Source organism: Enterobacter quasiroggenkampii, from assembly GCF_043972695.1.
Taxonomy (GTDB): Bacteria; Pseudomonadota; Gammaproteobacteria; order Enterobacterales; family Enterobacteriaceae; genus Enterobacter; species Enterobacter quasiroggenkampii.
The window spans coordinates 2261810-2285589 of the sequence record NZ_CP143745.1 but is presented as its reverse complement, the minus strand read 5'-3'; the positions used below and the strand labels follow the sequence as shown (position 1 = coordinate 2285589).

Annotated in this window: 25 protein-coding genes and 1 riboswitch; of the genes, 18 read left to right on the top strand and 7 right to left on the bottom strand. The window is 58.0% G+C overall.

Annotated features, from left to right (window positions below):
- The first annotated feature begins 158 nt into the window (after positions 1 to 158).
- The 8 genes from V1572_RS10865 to rutG all read left to right on the top strand — a co-directional run bounded on the left by V1572_RS10865 (position 159) and on the right by rutG (position 6528).
- Positions 159 to 776 (top strand): hypothetical protein, encoded by a 618-nt coding sequence (locus tag V1572_RS10865; protein WP_395299959.1) that lies wholly within the window; start codon positions 159 to 161, stop codon positions 774 to 776.
- A 317-nt stretch (positions 777 to 1093) separates the two neighbouring features.
- Complete coding sequence (gene rutA / locus V1572_RS10860; protein ID WP_023617762.1) at positions 1094 to 2185, top strand: pyrimidine utilization protein A; 1092 nt, start codon at positions 1094 to 1096, stop codon at positions 2183 to 2185.
- Complete coding sequence (rutB, locus tag V1572_RS10855; RefSeq protein ID WP_045908308.1) at positions 2185 to 2874, top strand: pyrimidine utilization protein B; 690 nt, start codon at positions 2185 to 2187, stop codon at positions 2872 to 2874. Before rutA ends, rutB begins: the two co-directional genes overlap by 1 nt.
- Before the next feature lie 11 nt (positions 2875 to 2885).
- Complete coding sequence (gene rutC / locus V1572_RS10850; RefSeq protein WP_008499822.1) at positions 2886 to 3272, top strand: pyrimidine utilization protein C; 387 nt, start codon at positions 2886 to 2888, stop codon at positions 3270 to 3272.
- Between the two features lie 7 nt (positions 3273 to 3279).
- Positions 3280 to 4080, top strand: a complete 801-nt coding sequence (gene rutD, locus V1572_RS10845; protein WP_395299958.1) for a pyrimidine utilization protein D — start codon at positions 3280 to 3282, stop codon at positions 4078 to 4080.
- 9 nt (positions 4081 to 4089) lie between these two features.
- On the top strand, positions 4090 to 4680 hold the full coding sequence (locus V1572_RS10840; RefSeq protein ID WP_395299957.1) for a malonic semialdehyde reductase: 591 nt from the start codon (positions 4090 to 4092) through the stop codon (positions 4678 to 4680).
- Positions 4681 to 4689: 9 nt separating this feature from the next.
- Entirely contained in the window at positions 4690 to 5184 is a 495-nt protein-coding gene (gene rutF, locus V1572_RS10835; protein ID WP_023327078.1) for an NADH-dependent FMN reductase RutF, read from the top strand.
- A 21-nt stretch (positions 5185 to 5205) separates the two neighbouring features.
- The gene (rutG, locus tag V1572_RS10830; RefSeq protein WP_395299956.1) at positions 5206 to 6528 is read left to right on the top strand and encodes a pyrimidine utilization transport protein G; all 1323 of its coding nucleotides are present in this window, start codon (positions 5206 to 5208) and stop codon (positions 6526 to 6528) included.
- A gap of 106 nt (positions 6529 to 6634) precedes the next feature.
- Here the strand turns inward: rutG and V1572_RS10825 are convergent, their stop codons facing one another.
- Entirely contained in the window at positions 6635 to 7555 is a 921-nt protein-coding gene (locus tag V1572_RS10825; RefSeq protein ID WP_395299955.1) for a DMT family transporter, read from the bottom strand.
- Between the two features lie 117 nt (positions 7556 to 7672).
- Positions 7673 to 7843, bottom strand: coding sequence for a general stress protein (locus V1572_RS10820; protein WP_023311077.1), 171 nt, complete (start codon positions 7841 to 7843; stop codon positions 7673 to 7675).
- A 391-nt stretch (positions 7844 to 8234) separates the two neighbouring features.
- Between V1572_RS10820 and wrbA the strand changes: the two genes are divergently transcribed.
- On the top strand, positions 8235 to 8831 hold the full coding sequence (gene wrbA, locus V1572_RS10815) for an NAD(P)H:quinone oxidoreductase (RefSeq protein WP_008499831.1): 597 nt from the start codon (positions 8235 to 8237) through the stop codon (positions 8829 to 8831).
- A gap of 20 nt (positions 8832 to 8851) precedes the next feature.
- Positions 8852 to 9079, top strand: a complete 228-nt coding sequence (locus tag V1572_RS10810; protein ID WP_008499832.1) for a YccJ family protein — start codon at positions 8852 to 8854, stop codon at positions 9077 to 9079.
- Positions 9080 to 9114: 35 nt separating this feature from the next.
- Here the strand turns inward: V1572_RS10810 and agp are convergent, their stop codons facing one another.
- Entirely contained in the window at positions 9115 to 10356 is a 1242-nt protein-coding gene (gene agp, locus V1572_RS10805; protein ID WP_104948910.1) for a bifunctional glucose-1-phosphatase/inositol phosphatase, read from the bottom strand.
- 152 nt (positions 10357 to 10508) lie between these two features.
- On the opposite strand from agp, the gene V1572_RS10800 reads away from it, so the two are divergent.
- Both V1572_RS10800 and V1572_RS10795 read left to right on the top strand, forming a co-directional pair.
- The gene (locus V1572_RS10800) at positions 10509 to 10952 is read left to right on the top strand and encodes a winged helix-turn-helix transcriptional regulator (RefSeq protein WP_063621346.1); all 444 of its coding nucleotides are present in this window, start codon (positions 10509 to 10511) and stop codon (positions 10950 to 10952) included.
- Between the two features lie 124 nt (positions 10953 to 11076).
- On the top strand, positions 11077 to 11871 hold the full coding sequence (locus tag V1572_RS10795; protein ID WP_395299954.1) for an SDR family NAD(P)-dependent oxidoreductase: 795 nt from the start codon (positions 11077 to 11079) through the stop codon (positions 11869 to 11871).
- A 1-nt stretch (position 11872) separates the two neighbouring features.
- Here V1572_RS10795 and V1572_RS10790 read toward each other — a convergent pair whose 3' ends face one another.
- On the bottom strand, positions 11873 to 12232 hold the full coding sequence (locus V1572_RS10790) for a helix-turn-helix domain-containing protein (RefSeq protein WP_063621345.1): 360 nt from the start codon (positions 12230 to 12232) through the stop codon (positions 11873 to 11875).
- A gap of 100 nt (positions 12233 to 12332) precedes the next feature.
- Here V1572_RS10790 and V1572_RS10785 point away from each other — a divergent pair, with 100 nt between their 5' ends.
- Positions 12333 to 13082 carry an SDR family oxidoreductase gene (locus tag V1572_RS10785; RefSeq protein ID WP_395299953.1) on the top strand — a complete coding sequence of 250 codons (750 nt, stop codon included), beginning with the start codon at positions 12333 to 12335 and terminating at the stop codon, positions 13080 to 13082.
- A gap of 1 nt (position 13083) precedes the next feature.
- Here V1572_RS10785 and V1572_RS10780 read toward each other — a convergent pair whose 3' ends face one another.
- Positions 13084 to 13587, bottom strand: a complete 504-nt coding sequence (locus V1572_RS10780; RefSeq protein ID WP_048222448.1) for a DedA family protein — start codon at positions 13585 to 13587, stop codon at positions 13084 to 13086.
- Positions 13588 to 13746: 159 nt separating this feature from the next.
- Positions 13747 to 13916, top strand: a riboswitch (M-box (ykoK) riboswitch).
- 60 nt (positions 13917 to 13976) lie between these two features.
- Between V1572_RS10780 and V1572_RS10775 the strand changes: the two genes are divergently transcribed.
- From V1572_RS10775 to V1572_RS10755, 5 genes are all read left to right on the top strand, one after another.
- Positions 13977 to 14978: a magnesium transporter gene (locus V1572_RS10775; RefSeq protein WP_395299952.1), complete on the top strand. Its 1002-nt coding sequence runs from the start codon at positions 13977 to 13979 to the stop codon at positions 14976 to 14978.
- Between the two features lie 163 nt (positions 14979 to 15141).
- Positions 15142 to 16821 (top strand): hypothetical protein, encoded by a 1680-nt coding sequence (locus tag V1572_RS10770; RefSeq protein WP_395299951.1) that lies wholly within the window; start codon positions 15142 to 15144, stop codon positions 16819 to 16821.
- Between the two features lie 220 nt (positions 16822 to 17041).
- Positions 17042 to 18406 carry a glycoside hydrolase family 28 protein gene (locus tag V1572_RS10765; RefSeq protein ID WP_395299950.1) on the top strand — a complete coding sequence of 455 codons (1365 nt, stop codon included), beginning with the start codon at positions 17042 to 17044 and terminating at the stop codon, positions 18404 to 18406.
- Between the two features lie 39 nt (positions 18407 to 18445).
- The gene (locus V1572_RS10760; RefSeq protein ID WP_395299949.1) at positions 18446 to 20002 is read left to right on the top strand and encodes an MFS transporter; all 1557 of its coding nucleotides are present in this window, start codon (positions 18446 to 18448) and stop codon (positions 20000 to 20002) included.
- A 48-nt stretch (positions 20003 to 20050) separates the two neighbouring features.
- A complete protein-coding gene (locus V1572_RS10755) occupies positions 20051 to 21301 on the top strand; it encodes an MFS transporter (RefSeq protein ID WP_048027321.1) in 1251 nt (416 codons plus the stop codon).
- Here V1572_RS10755 and hpxK read toward each other — a convergent pair.
- Both hpxK and V1572_RS10745 read right to left on the bottom strand, forming a co-directional pair.
- Positions 21298 to 22536, bottom strand: coding sequence for an allantoate amidohydrolase (hpxK, locus tag V1572_RS10750; RefSeq protein WP_262779572.1), 1239 nt, complete (start codon positions 22534 to 22536; stop codon positions 21298 to 21300). The two genes, V1572_RS10755 and hpxK, sit on opposite strands and share 4 nt — an antisense overlap.
- Positions 22533 to 23774 carry an alanine--glyoxylate aminotransferase family protein gene (locus tag V1572_RS10745; protein WP_048027317.1) on the bottom strand — a complete coding sequence of 414 codons (1242 nt, stop codon included), beginning with the start codon at positions 23772 to 23774 and terminating at the stop codon, positions 22533 to 22535. Before V1572_RS10745 ends, hpxK begins: the two co-directional genes overlap by 4 nt.
- Positions 23775 to 23780: the final 6 nt, after the last annotated feature.

The following is a 23780-nucleotide window of genomic DNA, read 5'->3' as shown; positions in this document are numbered from 1 at the left end:
ACATGTTCAGCCATCAGAGCCCCTCAATGGTGAATAAAGATTGAGCCCCTTTAATTAACTACAACTAATGTACAAGTGAAGATGTTTTTTGAGTCGCTATAGTTATGTGAAATAGAAACACATATTATTTTAATCACCCTTACTTATTGGAGTAACTCATGCCGAATCACTTTGCTTTTTATTTACCCATTAGCTTAAACTCAAACAAATTGATTCTTCCCTCTCTTGTGGTGGCTAGTTTAATTTTAAGCGGATGCGTTTCAAAGGCACCTAAGGAAACTGATATTTTAGCGATCACTAATCAAGCCTCATATAATTGTGATGATTATAAGGATGCTAATGGAATTTTACACCACAGAGATAGCAATTGCAGAGTGCAAGGTAAATTGATTTTAACCAATCCCATGAAAAATTTATCTTATGTCCTGTATCGGAAGGGGGATACAGCACACTTCGAACCAGTACTTTGTACTCTACCATCTCAAGCAGCAGAAGCATTAAAAAAGATCCGTAATACAGAAGCTACAATCACCGTACCAAAAGTATCTATTACTGGGAAACGTGATTCTCAAGATACTTCTGATGTGGTTGTTCTGAATAAGGACGATGAAATGTCATCTGCTTTGTTTGTATTATCGTCTAGCTTCTCACTATGCATGGCTTATGGTTCAAATGCCATAGACCAAAATACCTACGCACAACTATTCTCTAAAATATTAGATAATGCTATCAAAGGTAAGGAGACAGTGGTTAATGCTAAACCAGCAACTAAATAAAAGACGTTTTTATGCGTGAAGCCACAATAAACGCTAACCTTCGATCCCGGCCCGCACCGGGATCGTACTACAATTACCCTCCTCGCCCCTGCACCGCCATCGCGCACCGTTGCCTGCTTTGCGTGCATTTCTTTTGACCATTTAGTCCACTTTATTTGATTTCATTTCACCAACCACTGATTAACACATTAATAACAAAGCCATTTTAAAAACTGGCATCCCCTTTGCAAATCCTTTCTCACGAGGCTGAACAGGATATGCAGGATGCATCGCCACGTCTGACTTTCACCCCACACTGAGATGAAGAGAGGTTCGTGATGAAAATTGGCGTATTTGTACCCATCGGCAACAACGGCTGGCTTATCTCGACCACTGCACCGCAATACATGCCGACCTTTGAGCTGAATAAAGCCATCGTGCAGAAAGCGGAGCACTACCATTTCGACTTTGCGCTTTCGATGATCAAGCTGCGCGGCTTCGGCGGCAAAACCGAATTCTGGGATCACAACCTGGAGTCCTTCACCCTGATGGCCGGACTGGCCGCGGTCACCTCGCGGATCCAGATCTACGCCACCGCTGCCACCCTCACCCTGCCCCCGGCGATCGTGGCGCGCATGGCCTCCACCATCGACTCCATCTCCGGCGGACGCTTTGGCGTCAACCTGGTGACCGGCTGGCAAAAACCCGAGTACGAGCAGATGGGGCTCTGGCCGGGTGACGATTACTTCTCGCGTCGCTACGACTACCTGACCGAGTACGTGCAGGTCCTGCGCGATCTGTGGGGTACCGGCAAAAGCGATTTCAAGGGTGACTTCTTCACCATGAACGACTGCCGCGTCAGCCCGCAGCCGTCGGTGCCAATGAAGGTGATTTGCGCCGGGCAGAGCGACGCGGGAATGGAGTTCTCGGCGAAATACGCCGACTTTAACTTCTGCTTCGGTAAAGGCGTTAACACGCCAGCCGCCTTCGCCCCGACCGCCGCGCGCATGAAAGAAGCCGCCGACAAAACCGGGCGCGACGTGGGCTCCTACGTGCTGTTTATGGTGATTGCCGACGAAACCGACGACGCCGCGCGCGCAAAATGGGAGCGCTATAAGGACGGCGCCGACGAGGAAGCCCTGAGCTGGCTCACCGAGCAGAGCCAGAAGGACACCCGCTCCGGGGCGGATACCAACGTTCGTCAGATGGCCGACCCGACCTCCGCCGTCAATATCAACATGGGCACGCTGGTCGGCTCGTACGCCAGCGTTGCCAGAATGCTCGATGAAGTGGCGGCCGTTCCCGGTGCGGAAGGCGTCCTGCTGACCTTCGATGACTTCCTCACCGGCGTGGAGACCTTCGGCGAGCGCATCCAGCCGCTGATGCAGTGCCGCGCCCACATCCCTGCCGTCACGAAGGAGGTGGCGTAATGACAACCCTTAACGCGCGCCCGGAAGCCATTACCTTCACGCCCCAGCAGAGCGCGCTGATCGTGGTGGACATGCAAAACGCCTACGCCAGCCCCGGTGGTTATCTTGATCTGGCGGGCTTCGACGTCTCCGCTACGCAGCCTGTGATAGCGAATATCAAAACTGCCGTCGCCGCCGCGCGCGCAGCGGGCATGCTTATCATATGGTTCCAGAACGGCTGGGATGACCAGTACGTTGAGGCCGGTGGCCCCGGTTCACCGAACTTCCACAAGTCGAACGCCCTGAAAACCATGCGCAAGCGGCCCGAACTGCAGGGCAAGCTGCTGGCGAAGGGCGGCTGGGATTATCAGCTGGTGGATGAGCTGGTCCCGCAGGCGGGTGATATTGTCCTGCCGAAACCGCGCTACAGTGGCTTTTTCAACACGCCGCTCGACAGCCTGCTGCGCAGCCGGGGCATTCGCCACCTGGTCTTCACCGGCATTGCCACCAACGTCTGCGTGGAGTCGACCCTGCGCGACGGCTTTTTCCTCGAGTATTTCGGCGTGGTGCTGGAAGACGCGACCCATCAGGCCGGGCCGGATTTCGCCCAGAAGGCGGCCCTGTTCAATATCGAAACCTTTTTTGGCTGGGTCAGTAACGTTGCGGATTTCTGCGACGCCCTGAATCCCCCGCTCGCCCGTATCGCCTGAGGAGACGCACGATGCCGAAATCCGTAATCATCCCACCGGGCACCAGCACGCCCATCGCCCCGTTTGTCCCCGGCACGCTCGCCGACGGCGTGGTGTATGTCTCCGGCACGCTGCCGTTTGATAAAGACAATAACGTGGTGTTTATCAACGACCCAAAGGCGCAAACCCGCCACGTGCTGGAGACGATCAAAACCGTGATCGAAACGGCGGGTGGCACGATGGAGGATGTGACCTTCAACAGCATCTTTATCACCGACTGGAAAAACTACGCCGCGATTAATGAGATTTACGCCGAGTTCTTCCCCGGCGATAAGCCGGCCCGGTTCTGCATTCAGTGCGGGCTGGTGAAGCCAGACGCGCTGGTTGAGATCGCCACCGTTGCGCACATCGCGAAGTGAGGCGGCCATGAAACTCTCCGTCTCACCGCCCCCGTATGAGGGTGCGCCCGTGGTGGTCCTTATTGCCGGTCTCGGCGGCAGCGGCAGCTACTGGTTGCCCCAGCTGGCCGCGCTGGAACCGGAGTATCAGGTGGTGTGCTATGACCAGCGTGGAACGGGCACTAACCCCGACGCCCTTCCGGAAGGCTACAGCCTGGCACAGATGGCGGACGAACTGGCCCTGGCGCTGGCTGAGGCCGGGATCGCACGCTACAGCGTTGTCGGCCATGCGCTGGGGGCACTGGTCGGCCTGCAGCTGGCCCTCGACAGGCCCGACGCCCTCACCGCGCTGGTGTGCGTCAACGGCTGGTTGACCCTCAACGCGCATACCCGCCGCTGCTTTCAGATCCGCGAGCGCCTGCTGCATTACGGTGGCCCGCAGGCGTGGGTTGAGGCGCAGCCGCTGTTTCTCTACCCGGCAGACTGGATGGCCGCTCGCGCTCCCCGCCTGGAGGCCGAAGAAGCGCTGGCGCTGGCTCATTTCCAGGGCAAAGCCAACCTGCTGCACCGGCTCAGCGCCCTGAAAAAGGCTGACTTCAGCCGCCATGCGGCGCGCATTCGCTGCCCGGTACAGATCATCTGTTCCGCCGACGACATGCTGGTGCCCTCTGTCTGCTCGTCTGAGCTGCAGGCAGCGATCCCGCACAGCAACAGCGCGGTGATGCGTCAGGGCGGCCATGCCTGCAACGTCACCGAGCCGGACACCTTTAACACCCTGCTGCTTAACGGGCTGGCCAGCCTGCTGCACAGTCATGAACCCGCTTTATAAGGAGCTGTAATGAGCGAAGCCATTAATCCTACCGCGCTGGAAACGCTGTTCACCGGCGCCCGCACCCATAACGGCTGGCAGGATATTGCCGTCAGCGACGAGACGCTGCGCGAAATCTACGACCTGATGAAATGGGGTCCAACCTCCGCCAACTGCTCCCCGGCACGCTTTGTGTTTGTGCGAAGCGCGGAGGGAAAAGAGAAGCTGCGCCCGGCGCTCTCCAGCGGCAACCTGGAGAAAACGCTCACCGCCCCGGTCACGGCGATTGTGGCCTGGGACAGTGAATTCTACGAGCGCCTGCCTGAACTGTTCCCGCACGGCGATGCCAGAAGCTGGTTTACCGCAAGCCCCGCGCTGGCGGAAGAGACCGCCTTTCGCAACAGCTCGCTGCAGGCCGCCTACATGATTTTCGCCTGTCGCGCGCTGGGGCTGGACACCGGCCCGATGTCGGGCTTTGACCGCCAAAAGGTCGACGAGGCCTTTTTCACCGGCACGACGCTTAAAAGCAATCTGCTGATCAACATCGGCTACGGCGACCCGGGCAAACTTTACGGCCGCCTGCCGCGCCTGACCTTCGACGATGCCTGCGGGCTGGCGTAAGGAGCGATGATGACGACACCGGATAAACAAACCTTTCGCGATGCCATGGCCTGCGTCGGCGCGGCGGTGAATATCATCACCACCGACGGTCCGGCGGGGATGGCAGGCTTCACCGCCAGCGCGGTGTGCAGCGTCACGGATTCACCGCCCACCCTGCTGGTGTGCCTGAACCGCGGCGCGTCCGTCTGGCCGACGTTCAGCGAGAACCGCACGCTGTGCGTCAATACCCTCAGCGCCGGACAGGAGCCGCTCTCAAACCTGTTTGGCGGCAAAACGCCGATGGAAGAGCGCTTCGCCGCCGCCCGCTGGCAAACGGGCGACACCGGCTGCCCGCGTCTGGAGGATGCGCTGGCCTCGTTTGACTGCCGCATCAGCCAGGTGGTGAGCGTCGGTACCCACGACATTCTTTTTTGCGACATCGTTTCGATTATTCGCCACCCCGCGCCGCAGGGCCTGGTGTGGTTTGACCGCGGCTACCACGCGCTGATGCGACCCGCCTGTTAAGGCGCTCTAAGGAGACAGACCATGTTCGGATTTCCCCACTGGCAGTTGAAATCGACCTCCACAGACGCTGGCGTGGTCGCGCCGGATGAACGCCTCCCGCTCGGGCAGACGATGGTGATGGGCGTCCAGCACGCGGTCGCCATGTTTGGCGCCACGGTGCTGATGCCGATGCTGATGGGACTGGATCCCAACCTCTCGATTCTGATGTCCGGTATTGGCACCCTGCTGTTCTTTTTTGTCACCGGCGGGCGCGTGCCCAGCTATCTGGGATCCAGCGCCGCCTTTGTCGGCGTGGTGATCGCCACCACCGGATTTAACGGCCAGGGAATCAACCCCAACCTGAGCGTGGCCCTCGGCGGCATCATCGCCTGTGGTCTGGTGTATACCCTGATTGGTCTGGTGGTGATGAAAATCGGTACGCGCTGGATCGAACGCATGATGCCTCCCGTAGTCACCGGCGCGGTGGTGATGGCGATCGGCCTTAACCTTGCGCCGATCGCGGTGAAAAGCGTCTCCGGCTCGTCCTTTGAAAGCTGGATGGCCGTCGTGACCGTGCTGTGCATCGGTCTGGTGGCGGTATTTACGCGGGGCATGATCCAGCGGCTGCTGATCCTGGTCGGGTTGATTGTCGCCTGTCTGGTATATGCCCTGCTGGCGAACGTTTTTGGTCTCGGCAAGCCGGTTGATTTTACGCTGCTGCATCAGGCCGCCTGGTTCGGCCTGCCGAAGGTGACCTCGCCCACCTTTAACACCCAGGCGATGATGCTCATCGCCCCGGTGGCGGTGATCCTGGTGGCGGAAAACCTGGGTCACCTGAAGGCGGTCGCGGGGATGACCGGACGCAGTATGGACCCGCACATGGGCCGCGCGTTCGTCGGAGACGGGCTGGCGACCATGCTTTCGGGCTCAGTCGGCGGCAGCGGCGTCACCACCTATGCCGAGAATATCGGCGTGATGGCGGTAACCAAAGTCTATTCGACGCTGGTCTTTGTCGCGGCGGCGGTGATGGCGATGCTGCTCGGCTTCTCGCCGAAATTCGGCGCGCTGATCCACACCATTCCGTCACCGGTGATCGGCGGAGCCTCAATCGTGGTGTTTGGGCTGATCGCCGTGGCCGGCGCGCGGATCTGGGTGCAGCATCGGGTCGATCTCAGCCAGAACGGCAACCTGATTATGGTGGCCGTTACGCTGGTGCTGGGCGCGGGCGATTTTGCCCTGACGCTGGGCGGGTTTACGATCGGCGGGATTGGCACGGCGACCTTTGGCGCGATCCTGCTTAACGCCCTGCTGAGCCGCCGGAAAGGGGATGAAACGCAAGGAGAAGCCATCAGTCCCTCCACCTGAAATAAATGTCGCTTTCTTGCCGGGTGACGCTACGCTTACCCGGCCTACATGCCTGTTGTAGGCCCGCGCAAGCGAAGCGCCGCCGGGCAAAACGGGCAGCACGCTGCTAGCGATCTGCCCCTTGTTCTGCGCCCAACCCGGCAATCGCCTTACGTCGTTTTTTTAACTTCAACTCGCTCACCAGCACCCCGGCGACAATAAACGCCGCGCCCACCAGGGCCAGCAGCGGCAGACGTTCCCCGGCCAGTCGCCCGAAAATGCCCGCCCAGACCGGTTCACCGGTGTAAATGACCGTTGCCCGGGTCGGCGATACGCTACGCTGCGCCCAGTTCATGGTGACCTGGATAATGGCGCTGAAGATCCCCAGCCCCAGCGCCACCACGACCAGGCCGGTGGACATCGGCGGTACGGACTCCCCTGCCGGCACCATGGTCGCAAAGGCCACCAGCGAGGCCGTGGCGAGCTGCACCACCGTCACCCGCTTAACGTCCACCTTGCCCGCCCAGGCGCTGATCAGAATAATTTCCGCCGCAATCGCAACCGCCCCAATCAGGGTGATGATCTCGCCCGGCCCCAGCGCCAGAAGGTTGTTTTCCGGCCCGGCCAGCAAAATCAGACCGATAAACGCCAGCACGATGCCAATACAGGACATCAGACCCGGCAGCCGCCCCAGGCACAGCCATTGCAGTAGCGGCACCAGCGGCACATACATGGCAGTGATAAACGCGGATTTGCTGCTGGAGATGGTCTGCAATCCCCACGTCTGCAGGCTGTAGCCCATGGCTATCGCCACCCCAATCGCCACGCCCGCCTTAAGCTCTTTCAGCGTCAGACCCCGCAGCGTGTTAAGGGATATCAGCCCCACGGCTATCGCCGCCGTTGCAAAGCGCAGACCAACAAAAAAGAACGGATCGCTAAGGGTCACCGCGTACTGAACGGCCAGAAACGTCCCGCCCCAGAACATGGTGATGAGAATGAGGATGGCTTCCTGCGGTTTTACGGAGAATTTAAAGCGTGAGACAGACATGCGGCACCAGCAAATGAGAACAATTCTGTAGTGTGCGTTGCCTTTGGTTACAGTTCAATGTTGCAGAAATAAAAAAACCGCCGGGATATCCCGGCGGCAGGGGTTCAACCCGGCGTGTTACTTACTGCTGCCGTGGCTGTTTTTCCCCCCTTTCTTGCCAGCTTCAGATGCGCGTTGCGGGTCATTCTTGAAGTTCCCCCCGCTATGCTGGCCACCTTTACGGCCTGCTTCTGATGCTCTTTCACGGTCTTCTGCGAAATTACCTGAACCACCACGATGGTTTGCCATCTCTAACCTCCAGAATGTGAAACATTAGACATCATATTGCATTCAGTAAAAGAGGATTCTTTCACCTCGCGGCTCAAGGACAACGCCTTTATCTGTGCCGCGTGAAACTAAGCTTAGTGGAATGAGGTTATCCGGCAAGCCGAAGGTAATATCCTGCAACATGATCTCAGTCTTTCGGGTGAGATGACGCGACGGCTATTCATAAGCCTTTCTTATCATTTTAAAAATCCGCACCGGGAAAGTTGTATCATTTTGCTACAAAGTCATTTTTCTCCTCATGTTGTTATAAATCAAATAAATGGCGTTCATTTTTGCAGTCTGGCTGTGATGACATATCTTTAAAAGAGCGCAGCGATCCGCTGTCAGAGAAACCAACGAGGAGTGAAGCAAAATGGCAAAAGTTCTGGTGCTCTATTATTCCATGTATGGACACATTGAAACCATGGCTCACGCGGTAGCAGAAGGTGCAAACAGGGTTGATGGCGTAGAGGTTGTGGTGAAACGCGTACCGGAAACCATGCAGGCGGAAGCCTTCGCGAAAGCCGGGGGAAAAACGCAAAACGCCCCGGTCGCCACCCCGCAGGAGCTGGCGGATTATGATGCCATTATCTTCGGCACCCCGACCCGCTTCGGCAACATGTCAGGCCAGATGCGTACCTTCCTCGATCAAACCGGCGGCCTTTGGGCATCCGGAGCGCTCTACGGCAAACTCGCCAGCGTATTCAGCTCTACCGGGACCGGCGGCGGTCAGGAGCAGACGATTACCTCAACCTGGACTACCCTTGCTCATCACGGGATGGTGATTGTGCCGATTGGCTACGGCGCGCAGGAGCTGTTTGATATTTCCCAGGTGCGCGGCGGTACGCCGTACGGCGCAACCACCATTGCCGGTGGGGATGGCTCACGTCAGCCAAGCAATGAAGAACTGTCTATCGCCCGCTATCAGGGTGAATACGTCGCGGGTCTGGCCAAAAAACTGAACGGCTAACACCCAACAGGAGGACAAGCATGCCAACTCAAGAATCCAAAGCTCACCACGTGGGCGAATGGGCAAGTTTACGCAACACCTCTCCGGAGATTGCCGAAGCTATCTTTGAAGTCGCGAAATACGATGAAAAGCTGGCCGAGCAGATTTGGGAGGAAGGTAACGATGAGGTGCTGGTGCGCGCCTTCGAAAAAACGGACAAAGACTCGCTCTTCTGGGGTGAGCAAACCATCGAACGTAAAAACGTCTAAGCGTTTCCCCCCGCCGCAGCGGGGGGTTCTCTCTCTTACTTCGCCGCGTTATTCATCACCGCATTGAATTTATCAACAGGACAGAAGCCGTTCGCATCCACCGGGCAGCCCTTCAGCTCCAGCGTCACGCGCTGTGCCGGAGACTGCAGCGACAGCACGCTGGCGTTGCGCAACTGCTCTGAGCTCTGGTAGACATACTCAATTTTCATCAGCTCCTGGTTGGCATTTTTGTCATGCCAGCGCTGGAAGACAATCTTGCCGCCGATCGGGGTACGTTCCTGCTGATCGTGCAGCTGATACGGTTTGAAATCGAGGGCGGTGAGCAGGGAAGCAATGTTCGAATCATGTCCCACCAGCAGGGTGATTTTCGGCGCTTTCGCCTGGTCGGTAACCAGCGTTTTATCGATATATTTCACCAGCGGTTTCGCCACGTTTTGCGCCACCTCGGTGGAGGTAAATAGCGAGTCCTGATAGCCGTTCTTCAGCTTCGACAGCACGCGCCACTGCTGGTCGGTTTTGATTTCTCCCCAGGCGACCTGGTCGGCCGGGAAGCCTTCGTAATACTGCAGCGTGAACGCATCCACCAGCGAGTTGCCCACCTTCAGCGGCCCAGATACGCCAGGCTCTTTTTCATAGTCGGCGCTGAAGGTATCTTTCGCGTCCGCCAGCGAGCAGACCTTTTTCTCTTTGCAGGACGGCGAGTCGGCGTAGTTCGTCATCTGCTCCAGCAGCTTATAGCTTTCGCCAAGCTGCATTTTCTGCCGTTCCGCCTCCATCGCCTTGAGCGCTTTTTCGCGGAATTCCGGCGAATTATCGGTGATCACCGGATTAAATGTCGGATCCATGGTGCCCATTTTTTCCTGATGGTGCACGGGCACATCGCAGCCCGGGAACGCGCCGGTGATAAAGAATTGCGCGGTGGCGACGGTGCGCTGCAGGCTGTTAGCATAGGCGTAAACGCTCTCCGCCGGTGGACATTCTCCCGTCTTCACCATCCCCTGCTGCGCCAGCCACTCGCGCATGTAATGGCCCATATAGACCTCCAGCACGCCCCCTTTGGTTGTGAGCTGGCCGCCCGGCACCTCCCATTCCGGCCACTGCTTCGGCGTGGACTGCTCCAGCACGCTGCCGTTGTTAGCCAGCGGCGCGCGCAGGTTATGGCGACTCATGATTAAAACTTGCTCCAGCTGATACCCTTCCGGCGTCTCTTGCGCCTGCACGCCAAACGTTGCTGAAATGGAACCGGCGACTGCCAGCGCGAGTAGTGCTTTTCTCATCCCTAATTCCTCACTCGTTTTAAAATGTCGCGCTCAGTGTGACAGATTCGTCACAATTTTCCGGGAAGCATTTCTCAAACTGATGATTAACGTGCTTACGGTGTGTACGGATTAGTTTTATAATAAAACCATACCCCACCGGAGAATTCGCTGTGAAACGTACCCGCCTTGAAGAGAGCACCTGCCCCGTCGCCCGTTCGCTGGATATCATCGGCGACTGGTGGTCGCTGCTGATCGTCCGCGACGCGCTCCGCGGGATTAAACGCTTCGGCGAGTTTCAGAAAAGCCTCGGTATCGCGAAAAACATGCTGACCACGCGGCTCAAGCTGCTGGTGGACGAAGGCATTCTCCGGCTTCAGCCCGCCTCCGACGGCAGCGCCTGGCAGGAATACGTCCTGACCGACAAGGGACGCGCCCTGCAAACCGTGCTGGTTGCCCTGTCCCAGTGGGGCAATGAATTTTTGTTCGCGGAAAACGAATGCGGCACCGTGCTGGTCGATAGCGAACAGCGCAAACCCCTGCGTAAACTGGCGCTTATCGCCGACGATGGCCGCGAACTGACGTCTGAAGAGATCGTGGCTAAACTCCCCTCCTGACCGTTCCCGACGGCAAAAGCACAAAATGATCGCCAATATGGTTGCATTATAAAACCAAATAGCCGAGAGTTAATTCAGTTTCATATTGAAACCAAATAACCCACTTTGCCTGAGGTAATGCACGATGACTACGCAAATCACCACCGCCCTGATTACGGGTGCCTCTTCCGGGATCGGTGCCGTCTATGCCGATCGCCTTGCCGCGCGCGGTGCTAACCTGGTCCTGGTCGCCCGCCGCGAGGATCGCCTGAAAGCCCTCGCCGCCGACCTGCGCGCACGCTATGGCGTGGCCGTCGATATTCTGGTGGCCGATCTCACCGATGAAGCCGGGATCCGCGCGGTGGAAGACGAACTGCGCAGCAATACCGCCATTGATACGCTGATTAACAACGCGGGCACCGCGCAGATGGCACCGTTCCTCGCGGGCGAGGTGGCGCAGCATCAGGCCATTAACACCCTAAACACCACGGCGCTGATGCGTCTGACCTACGCCATCCTGCCGCGCCTGGCACAGAACAATCGCGGCACGCTGATCAATATCGCGTCCGTGCTGGCGCTGCACGTCCGGGCGGGCAGCGCGCTCTACAGCGCCACGAAGGCGTGGGTATTGAGCTTTACCCGTGGGCTACAGGAAGAATTTGCCGACAGCAACGTGCGTATTCAGGCCGTACTGCCCGCCGCCACCGCAACGGAGATCTGGAGCCATTCAGGCGTCACGGTGGACGATCTGCCGGAAGGATCGGTAATGACCACCGACGATATGGTGGATGCGTCGCTGGCGGGTCTGGATCAGGGCGAACCGATCACCATCCCGCCGATGCATGATGTAGGCCTGTGGGATCGCTACGAAGCGGCGCGCCTTGAGCTGTTTAGCAGCGCGCGCACCGGCATCCCGGCACCACGCTACGTAAAACAGTAGCCTAACGCTGAAGCTGGTCGCCGTACTCGCTCATCCAGGCGGCCAGCGGCGAGAGCGCATCCTGCAGGGTTAACCCCAGCCCGGTAATCTGATACTCCACGCGCGGCGGGATCTCCGGATAGACCGTCCGCGTCACCAGCCCGCGCTGTTCAAACAGGCGCAGCTGCTTTGTCAGCTCTTTCTGGGTGATGGGGGCAGCCGCCCGCAGCAGGTCGCCAAAGCGGACAGGCGTGTTAATCACAATAAGACGATAGAGGATCGGGATCGCCCATTTGCCGGAAATCAGGTTTACAAACTGCGTCATCGGGCAGGTATAGGCCTCAGATTTTTTTTCACAGCACTCCTCCAGCATTTCAGCCATAGCACACCTCTTGCCTCTTTAGTATCCATTTGGTACCTGGTTTCCTTTCGATACTAACGTTTCTATAGTGCTTTCTCCAGTGACATTTCAGGAGAAGAACATGGGTCGTTTAACCGATAAGTATACGTTGATTACTGGCGGCACCAGCGGTATCGGTCTCGCCACCGCGCAGGCATTTATCGCCGAAGGGGCGCACGTCGCCGTGACCGGACGCAACCCGGACACCCTCGCCGAAGCAGAGCGCATTCTGGGCGATAAGGCCTGGGTGATCCCAACCGATGCGGGCGATATCGCGTCGCAAAAAGCGCTGGCGGCAACCCTCGCCGCCCGCTGGCCACGCCTGGACGCGGTCTTTCTCAACGCCGGCGACGTGACGCACGCGCCGCTGGAAGCCTGGCAGGAAGAGACCTGGGACCGCCTGATGAACATCAACCTGAAGGGACCGTTCTTTTTAATCCAGGCGCTGCTGCCGCTGCTGAATAACCCGTCGTCGGTGATCCTCTGCGGCTCCGTGAGCGCGCGCATCGGACTGCCCACCAGCAGCGTGTATGCCGCGAGCAAGGCCGCCCTGCTGTCGCTGACGCGCACGCTGTCGGCGGAGCTGCTGCCGCGCGGGATCCGCGTCAACGGCCTGAGCCCCGGTCCGGTGGAAACCCCGGCCTTTACGAAAACGGGCTTAAGCGAAGAGGCGCTTAACGCAATGATGGCGGAGATCATCAAGCTGGTGCCACTGGGCAGAATGGGCTCGACGACGGAGCTGGCAAAAGCCGCGCTCTATCTCGCCTCCGACGAATCGAGCTACACGGTAGGAACAGAACTGCTGGTGGACGGCGGAATGGGGAGCCTGTAACTCAAAAGGCGCTGATGCCGGTGACGATGCCGACATACAGCGCCGCCCATACGGCGGCAGAGGCCAGGCTCACGCCGTAAACTTTCACCACGTTCAGCCTGAGCATGCCTGCCGCCAGCGGCACGATGTAGCGCAATACCGCCAGGAAGCGCGCGGTGAACAGCACCAGCACCCCGTTTTTTTGTAGCTGATGCTGCACCCGCAGAAATTTACCGGCGTGTTTTGCCGTGAAGCGGGTCATCCAGCGCGTGTGCCCCATCCGCTGTCCTAAGTGGTAGTTCAGCGCCGAACCCGCCGTTGCCCCCATCACCACGGCCAGCCACGCCAGGGCAGGATGCATGCTTGCCTGGCTGACGGTAATGCCCGCCAGCAGCATGACCGAGGCGGGCGGCAGCACGGAGGAGATCAGCACCGTCGACTTGCTCAGCGCCATCATAAATAACAGCGCGAACAGATGTGCCGGATACAGCGCAAAATGATTCAGCAGATTATCAAGCCACGCCATTTTCCCCTCCCCCGTTAATTATTTAATTCTCCATTTAAAATGAATAACCTTAAATAAACCCTCAACATTCCATTAATAATATTCTCCTAAACCGTTCTTAAACATTTTTTAAATTCCTGAGCGGCAACGTTAAATAAGCGTATTATTCCTCTCGTTTTACAACGATCTCGTTATGGCGAGGCTCCTGTACAAATACACGTTATCGCTCTGGTAGGTTCGAGAGAATCGACACAGGGTAAAACAGGCACTGTCGAATCAAGGCTTTGTCAGTATAACTTCCCTCGCGGGATACGGTGTACAGTGCTGAACCCAGGACGTGGGGATCTCCTCTTCGACATGCCCTGTCTTGCTCGCCCCTGAGAGATTTTATTATTCAAAGGGAATTCACTATGTCTTACGCTATTCACAACCAAAACCAGGCATTCAATGACAGCGCGATCGCGCAATATATGAATACCGATTTTATCGTCCTCGATATGGCATTATGCGTGGCGCTGGCGCGCGAGCAATTCTTCGAAAAATTAAAAGACGATGATATTCCGTCGCATATTTTTATCGAAGACCATGGCCGCCTGGCGGGGATGGTTGCCGTGCGCAAATTGCTGCAGACCACCGATACGGTGCAGCCGGTGAAGTCGCTGATGATTTCGCAGTTTTTGCAGGTCAAACCGGAGGATGAACGTGCCGATGTTGCCGGACTGCTGGCGCACGGCGGCGCGGATGTGGTGCCCGTGGTCACCCACGGCAAGCTCGTCGGCTGCCTGACCGAGCGCGAAATCGCCCATCTGCTGGAAGATGACGTCACCGAAGATGCCCAGCTTCAGGGGGCGACGCTCCCCCTGGAGAAGCCCTATCTGGAGACCAGTCCGTATAGCCTGTGGAAAAAACGCTCCGTCTGGCTGCTGCTGCTGTTTGTCGCCGAGGCCTACACCAGCTCGGTTATTCAGCATTTTGAAGAGGCGCTGGAGTCCGCCATCGCGCTGGCGTTCTTCATTCCGCTGCTGATCGGCACGGGCGGCAACAGCGGGACGCAGATCACCTCCACGCTGGTGCGCGCCATGGCGCTGGGGGAAGTGCGTCTGCGCGACGTGGGCCGCGTGCTGCGTAAAGAGATGACCACCTCGCTGATGATTGCCGCCACGCTGGGTCTTGCCGGGTGCATCCGCGCCTGGATGATGGGTATAGGGCTGGAAATTACGCTCATCGTCAGCCTGACGCTGGTCTGCATTACGCTGTGGAGCGCCATTGTCTCGTCCGTCATTCCAATGGTGCTCAAGCGCTGCGGCATTGACCCGGCGGTCGTCTCCGCACCGTTTATCGCGACGCTTATCGACGGTACCGGGCTGATTATCTACTTTAAGATCGCGCAATATACGCTGGGGCTGGAGTGAACGATCGCGCGCCTCAACCTCCCACTGGAGGTTGAACACACCTTACTGACGAACTGAGTGGTCAGTTCGTCTTTATAAATTCCGGAACGTATTGCTCTGCTTGCGAAAGGCATAACTAAAGCGAGATAGTAACCCTGTTTTCGTCGGACGAATGGATAGGGATATGTGGCAGACGCGAGCGGTAGAACTGAATACCCAGGCTTACTGGGACTGGAATAAAACCGGTGAACTGGTGGAGTGGGCTGTAGCCCATGGCTTCAATACCCTCATTGTCGGGCAGGCTGACCTCTTTAATCTGCTTGCCACACCGAAAGGGTATACGCCACATCACTACAATGACCGCTTATCCAGCCAGCAGCGGGCGCGCTGCGTTTATCTCAACCGCCTGGGCCAGCTGTGCCGACGTCAGGGGCTGCGATTTTACCTCCAGGCCAAAGAGCTCAACTTTCCAACCGATCTCTTGCTTTCCCATCCGCACCTGTTTGATCCCAACCAGGGTGTACGCTTCGACGTGGACTTCTGGTGCAGTTACCTTGCGGATAAGATTTCACAGATCTGCCAGCGCATTCCGTCTCTCAGCGGCCTGATGATTGCGATTTCTAATACCGACGGATTGCTGCCAGTCTCACGCCCCAGCTGGGAGCAGCCATCAACGGAAAAATCCGTCCCGTTACAACGCGACGATCGCAGCTTCATGATTTATAGCTGCTGCTTCACTGCCCTCTCCCGCGTGATGCAGCAGGAAAATAAACATCTGGTGCTGCGTGTATTTCCGGCGGATAACCACGATCTTGGCAACGTGCTGGAGGCCATCCGTCCCTTACCGGCGAACGTCAGCGTCTCGATCAAGCTCACCCCCGAACGTTTCTGGCCATCCTTTCCTAATAACCCCGCACTGCTGGAGGTTCGGGAGCGCGAGGTCTGGACAGAGATCGACCTGGTCGGGGAAGAAGTTGGCTGGGGCATCTTTCCATTCCCACGTATTGATGAACTCCAGGGGCGGTTGCTCTGGTGTCGCAGTAACCCGGCCATCACTGGCGCGGTATGCAAAGTGAGCTGGGAAAGTCTGGATAACCACTGGATCATGGGGACGCTCAGCGAATGTAATCTGGTGGCCTGCAGCAGAATGCTGAGCAACGAGGGGACAACGCTGACGAAAGCGCAGCTGATGACCGACTGGCTACACGAAAGCTATGGCTGGCAACCCGACGAGCTGACCTTTGAGACATTTTGTTCCCTGCTTGAGCAAGCGGGACAGGTGTTATACAGCGCTATTTATGTCCGCAAGCACGTTTTCCATCGTCACAGCCAGGTACCCGAAAGCTATGGCCAGGCGGTGTGGAGCCTTTACGGCCAGCTAAACCGCAATTACTGGCTGCCCGGCTCAGAACGGGCAATCACCTTCGATCGCAACGATCCAGAAACGTCCGCCGCTTGCCTGTCACGTATCGCAAGGGAGAAAGACGAGGCGGGCAACGCTGCCGCCGCGCTGCAGGAAGCGGCACTGCATTTCGTAAAACGCGCCGCGTTTCCCCGCTCGCTTGAACGTCGCTGGTATGAAGAGTGGCAGGGCTTTACCCTCTATTGTCGTCTCTTTTTACATGCGCAAAAGGCGTTCTTCACGCTGCACTATGCCCGTGAGGTCGAGAACAGCTGGAGCATGCAGGAGATTAGCCATATCAATATTCAGGAGCTTTATCGATGCGCCTGTGAAATGGAGGATTACTGCCTTAAACACGCTGACGCCTCACCCGGTCTGCATGTGTTATTTGATGCCTCGCGGGTACGTGCGCTGGCTGACAGTCTGAGCCATGAATTAACGTCGCTGAGAGGGCGTTCATAACCCCCTCACCCGCGTCCCTGGCAACCACGATTTCTCTTTTTTGCAACACCCTTTCGGTCTGAAAAAGCGCGAAATGTGACAATTTTCAATAATTAATTGTCCTGCAGAAATCAAACGTGAAGTGCTTCACCGTTACGTCAAGAAGCCCCGTTTCTGCGCACTCCGGCGACGGTAAAAACGCGTTAAATCCTGGTCATCATGTTGATGAACAGGAATGACGATGAAAATTTCTTTAGACAATACGCCACTCGACCGCAGTGGCAATACGGTACTGACGACGCAACTGCAACAGCTTATCGATGAGATAGCCTCCGCCGGGGGCGGAACGCTGGTCGTGACGCCCGGCATCTGGCTCACCGGTACGCTGGTTTTACCCTCTCATTTTACCCTGCATCTGGAAGCCGGTGCCTGCCTGCGCGCCAGCGCAAACCCTGCCGATTACCAGCATACGGAGACGGTGACGCTCGCAGAAATGTCAAACATGGCGCTCCTTTACGCCCGTGGCGGGCAGCACATCACGCTGAGTGGAGAAGGAAAAATTGATGGAGACGCCGCAAACTGGTTTTCATCAGATGCGGATGACCAGGGCTATCGCCAGCCTAAATCACAGCGCCCGCGACTGGTGGTGTTTGAAGGCTGCGAACAGGTACGCCTGCAGGATATTACCCTGCATAACTCGCCGATGTGGACCGCTCACCTGGTGAGCTGCAACCACGTTTTTGTCCGGAACATCACCATTGATAATGACCTGGCGCTCGCCAACACCGATGCGCTCGATATCGACAGTTGCCAGCACGTCCATATCAGCGACAGCTACTTCAGCGCCGCCGACGACGGGATTTGCCTGAAAACCACCCGGAAACCCGCGCCGCTACAGCAGCCCATTCGTAACGTAACGGTGAACAACTGTATTGTGCGTTCCAAAAGCTGCGCCATCAAAATCGGTACGGAAACCTTTGCCGATATTGAGAACATCACCGTCAGCAACTGCACGATTTTTGAGTCCAACCGGGGTATTGGGCTGGTCTCACGCGATGGGGGGCGTTTTCAACGGCTGGTGTTCAGCAATATTCTGTTTGACTGCCGTCACGGCCATCCCTGTCACTGGGGAAAAGCCGATCCTATCTATATTTCGGTACGCCACCGTGCGCCAGAGGTTCAGCCTGGCACCATCGAAAACGTCATTTTCAGTAACCTTGCAGGCCACGCTGAAGGCGCGATTAACCTGCACAGCGACACGCCGGGCAACATTCGCGACGTCATGTTTAATGGCCTCTGCGTTGAACAATGCCTCAGCGACTCGCAGGAACAAGGCTTCTACGATATTCGTCCGCCGTGCAACCCCGCGCGTCCCACCGGAATGGGGCTGGACAACGCCTACAACATCAATCCGTCTACCGGCCGTGCGCATGGGGTAGAGCCCTACCCTGGCGGTATGCCCATTTTTTACGCCAACGGCGTAAGCGGGCTGCGGCTCTGCGCCACGCACCTCTGCCGACCGGTGCCCTTGCCTGCAGGCTGGAACGCGGAAAAAACCGTCCTGCTTAACGTTCAGAACCTCATCACCGACTCCGCCTGTGCATAAAGGTGGAACCTTTGGACGACTTCGTCACTGGGGATAAAAATGATAAAAAAAGTACGTGAAATAAAGCTGCATAACTACGTTTGTTATGGTCTTGCTGATGTAATAGGCTCTGGCGCGTTCACGCTGGTGAGCGCATGGTTACTCTTCTTCCTGACCACCTTCTGCGGCTTAACGCCGATTGAAGCAGGCTCGCTGTTTGCCGTGGCGCGCATTGTCGACGTCATCATGTGTCCGCTGATGGGCTATGTCTCCGATAACTTCCATAAAACCCGGCTGGGCCGTCGTTTTGGTCGTCGCCGCTTCTTCTTGTTGGTCAGTATTCCACTGGTGTCGGTCTACAGCCTGCTGTGGGTAGAGGGGTTTAACTACTGGATCTATCTGCTGGTCTATATTCTGTTCGAAATCGTCTATTCGATGATTATTATCCCTTACGATACGCTCTCAGCAGAAATGACCTCCGATTTTAGCAAGCGTTCGAAGCTGACCAGCGCCCGTATGTATATCGCCCAACTGGCGGGATTTGCCGCCGCCTTTCTGCCGGGACGTCTGGTGGCTTATTTTGGTTCAGACTCCGCAGATTCGTTCTTTTATGCCGGCGCGATCTTCACGCTCTCATTTATGGTCGTCCTGTTCTTTGTCTACTTCGGTACCTGGGAACGCTCGCTTGATGAGATAGAGCAATGCGAGCGTCACGTTGACGAGGGGGAAAAGCAGCCGCTCCTCGCCCGCGTTCACGCCATCTGCTACGACTTCCTGTCCACGCTGAAAATAAAAACCTTCCGCTCGCACCTGGGGATGTATCTGGGCGGCTCAGTTGCCCAGGATATCTTCAATTCGGTATTCACCTACTTTGTCGTCTTCGCCCTGATGACCTCCCCGGTCGTGGCCTCTAACCTCCTGGCGACCATCAACGGCATGCAGTTCTTTGGCGTCGGTGTAGCAACCTGGCTCACGCTGCGTTTCTCACCCTCACGCGCGTTCGCCACCCAGGCAACACTTGCCCTTCTGGCTTTTCTCCTTTTCGGCGCGGCATGGGTAAACGGCTCTACCAGTATGGCCCTGCTCTATCTGACGGCAGGGATTGCGGGTCTGGCGCGCGGGGGGATCTACGCGATCCCGTGGAACAACTACACCTTTGTGGCGGACGTGGATGAAATCCTTACCTGCAGCCGCCGCGAAGGGATCTTTGCTGGCTTTATGAGCCTGTTGCGTAAAGCCTCCCAGGCGCTGTCAATCTTCCTTGTTGGCGTTGCGTTGCAGCTCTCCGGCTTCGTTTCAGGGCAGAGCCACCAGCCGGGAACGGCCATCACAATGATCGTGATTATCATGATTGCGCTCCCCGTTGTGCTCACGCTCTGGGGGATATGGTCGGCCTTCCAGTTCAAGGTGAACAGCCGTACTCATGCCATCCTTAACGACGAGGTTGCACGCCTCAAACGTGGCGAAAAGAAAGACGCTGTCAGCGCTGAAAACAGAGCCGTGATTGAAAGTCTGACCGGCTTACCTTACGAGCAGTGCTGGGGGCAGAACACGGTGGGTCACGTCAATCGTAGCCAGATGAAATCCCGTTCGACCGTACAACTGAAAACTGCCTGATGTTCCGGGCGGGTAACCGTGCCCGCCCGGCAGGAAGAAGAGAACAACATGACTGAACATAACCTGGTGATGCAACAAGGGATATGGGCGCGGATAGGATTACCCCGGGAGCTTAGCTGGGGATTCATCGGTGTTTTTTTATTTATAACCGGAGCGACCATCGAACAAAGCTGGCTGGCTTCACTTTTGCAGCAGCGGGGCTTTGATCCTGTTGAAATTAGCCTGCTCTCATCTATCTTCGGCCTGTGCGTTGCCGCTGTCTCCTGGTTTTCCGGTATCGGAGCAGGCGTGCTGGGGGTGCGCCGGCTGATGTGGATCGCGACGGTGGTCTATTTTATCGGCTCGGTGCCCTTTATTTTTGTTGCCCTCCCCCAGAATAACTATCCGCTCATGGTCGCAACCTACGCACTACGCGGGGTGGCTTACCCGCTGTTTGCCTACTCGTTTCTGGTATGGATAAACCAGCGCTGCGAAAGCCGTATTTTAGGCCGTGCGGTCTCCTGGTTCTGGATAGCCTTCGGTGTCGGAATGACAATTGTTGGCCCGTGGTACTCCAGCATGATGCTGGCACGCATAGGCGAAACGGGCACGCTGTTGAGCGGCTTCGCGTTTGTTCTTTGCGGCGGGTTTTGTGCACTGGTCCTCAACCACGACCGGCCCGTTTTCAGGGACGGTTATCCGCTGAGAACAGCGCTTCTGGAGGGGATTATCGTCCTGGTGCGAGAGCCGAAAATGCGTCTGGCGGTCGTGGTGAAAACCATCAATGACATCGGTAAATTTTCGCTGGTGATCCTGATGCCGGTGTATTTACCGCAATTTGGCTTTAGTATTGCCGAGTGGCTAACAGTCTGGGGCCTGGTCAATATTGTGAATATTTTCGCCAGCTATCTGTTTGGCTGGCTGGGCGATTGCCTGGGCTGGCGAAAAACGGTGATGTGGTTTTCCGGTACGCTATGCGGCGTAGCCTCCATCGCGGTGTGTTATGCCCCCGTGCTGTTTGGCCACAGCACCCTCGCCCTGTTTCTGGCGCTCGCCCTTTACGCCATCGGCCTGGGGGCGTTTGGCCCGCTGAGCGCCCTGATCCCCTCGCTGCTGCCGGAAAACAAAGGGGCGGCGATCTCCTGTCTCAACCTTGGTTCGGGGCTAAGCAATTTCGCCGGCCCCTTCATCGTCACCGTGTGCGTCGCGCCATTGGGTGTGGAAGGGACATTGTGGGTGATAGCCGTCCTCTATTTCGCCGCCAGCCTGATGACGGTACCGCTGCGCCTACCGGAAACGGCGGCACGGCCGAACGCCTAAGCCGTTTCATCGCCTGCCAGTTTTTTTACCGCTCGCCCAAACGCCTCAATTGCCAGAGCGACATCCTCAGCCATCACCGATTCCGCCGGATGGTGGCTGACCCCGCCCCTGCAGCGCACAAACAGCATCCCCACCGGCCAGCGTTCCGCCAGGGCGATGGTGTCATGCCCGGCGCCGCTGGGCAGGGATAACGAACGCCCCTGCACCGATTCCACGGCGTCGCCCAGCAGGTGCTGCAAACGTGCATCGCACGGCGTGGCGGCGATCCGGTAAAACTCCTCGGCGCTGAAGCTCAGCCCGCGACGAGCGGCAATCGCCTGCGCCTGCGCCAGCAGCTCAGCGAGCAGCGCGTCAAGCGGGGCATCCTGCGGGCCGCGAATATCCAGCGAGAGCGCAACCTCGCCGGGGATGACGTTGACCGCACCGGGCAGGCAGCGCAGTTCACCGACCGTCGCCACCCGGTTGCCGCCCTGCTGTCGGGTGGTGTTTTCAATCAGCACCATCCATTCGGCGGCGGCGGCCAGGGCATCCTTGCGGTGATGCATCGGCACGGTACCCGCATGCCCGGCCTCGCCGGTGAAGCGGCAGTTGAGGCGGCGCGCGCCGTTAATGGCTTCCACCACGCCCAGCGCCAGCCCTTCCTGCTCCAGACACGGTCCCTGTTCGATATGCAGTTCCAGGCAGGCGCTAAAATCGTCCTGATGACGTGCCGCGAGCGCCACGCGGGCAGGATCGAGCCCCGCCTGCACCATCGCCTGCGCCACGCTGATGCCCTGAGCATCACACGTCTCCAGCCAGCCCTGCGGCCAGGTGCCCGTCAGCCCCCGGCTGCCTAGCAGGGTGATCCCAAAACGGGTTCCCTCTTCGTCACCAAAGCCGACAATCTCTATGGCCTGCGCCAGATGCACACCCTGCTGGTGCAGGCTATCCACCACTTCGATGGCGGTAAGCACCCCGAGCATGCCGTCGTAGCGCCCGGCGTTGCGTACGGTGTCCAGATGCGAGCCAAGCAGCACCGCCTGGGCTCCTTCCTGCGCGCCTTCGTAGCGTCCACAGATATTGCCCACGCTGTCCTGCCAGACGGTCATGCCCGCCTGGCGCATCCACTCCCCGACCAGCTGGTTGGCCTGCAGATGCTGCGTGGAGAGATACACCCTTGTCAGCGCATCCGGGGTTTCGCTGATGGCGGCCAGCGCGTCGGCGCGCACCATCACCCGTTCTGCCGCCGGGCTCATTGCGGCGTCTCGCGGCGATAGTGGTCCCACGCGGCCTGCATGGCGGCCCCCTGCGTGGTGGTAAATTTGAGGTAGTTCAGCACCGACTCCAGCGCGCTCAGGGTGGTCATCACGCAGTCCTTGCGCGCGTTATAGCCCATGGTGCCAATACGCCACACTTTGCCGTGCAGCGGGCCAAACGAGGTGCCGATTTCAATTCCGAAATCCTCCAGCATCAGCTTACGCACCTGGTCGCCGTTAACGCCCTGCGGAATCACCACGCCCAGCACGTTGTTCATCTTGTGCTTCAGGTCGCCGAAGGTCTCCAGCCCCATCGCCTGAATCCCCTTAAGCAGCGCATCGCCGTGCAGCTTATGACGCGCGATGCCGTTATCCAGCCCTTCCTGCAGGATCAGCCGCGCGCATTCGCGGGCACCAAACAGCGCGGTAGTTGCTTCGGTGTGGTGGTTCAGCCGCTCCGGCCCCCAGTAGTCCATCACCATGCCGAGATCGAAGTAGTTGGAGTAGATCATCTCCTCGTCGCCATCGCGGTGGGCGTCAGTGCGAATGCCCTCCTCCACGCACTTGCGGCGGCGGATCGCCTCTTCCATCCGCGCGCTCAGGGTGATCGGCGACGTGCCCGACGGGCCGCCGAGGCATTTCTGCATCCCGGCCGAGACGGCATCCAGCCCCCAGGCGTCGGTCTCCAGCGCGTTACCGCCGAGCGACGCGGTCGCGTCGGTGTAAAACAGCACGTCGTAGCGGCGGCAGATCGCGCCCAGCTCCGCGAGCGGCTGCAGCATGGTGGTGGAGGTGTCGCCCTGCACGGTCAGCAGCAGGCGCGGACGAATACGTTTTATCGCATCCTCGACCTGGTCCGGGGTAAACACCTCGCCCCACGGCACCTCGATGGTATGGACCTCTGCACGGCAGCGGCGGGCAATTTCGCACAGCAGGTGGCCAAAGCGGCCAAAGACCGGCACCAGCACCTTATCTCCCGGTCGAATGGCGGAAACCAGAATGGCTTCAATTCCCGCGCGGGAGGTGCCGTCCACCAGCATCGTCCAGCGGTTTTCGGTGCGGAATACGCCGCGATAGAGCGCCATCACCTCGTTCATGTAGTGGGTCATGGCCGGATCGTACTGGCCGATCAGCTGGCTCGACATGGCGCGCAGCACGCGCGGGTCGGCGTTGATCGGGCCCGGGCCCATCAGCAGACGCTGCGGCGGGTTGATTTGCGGAAAGTGTGCGATATCCATTGTTCA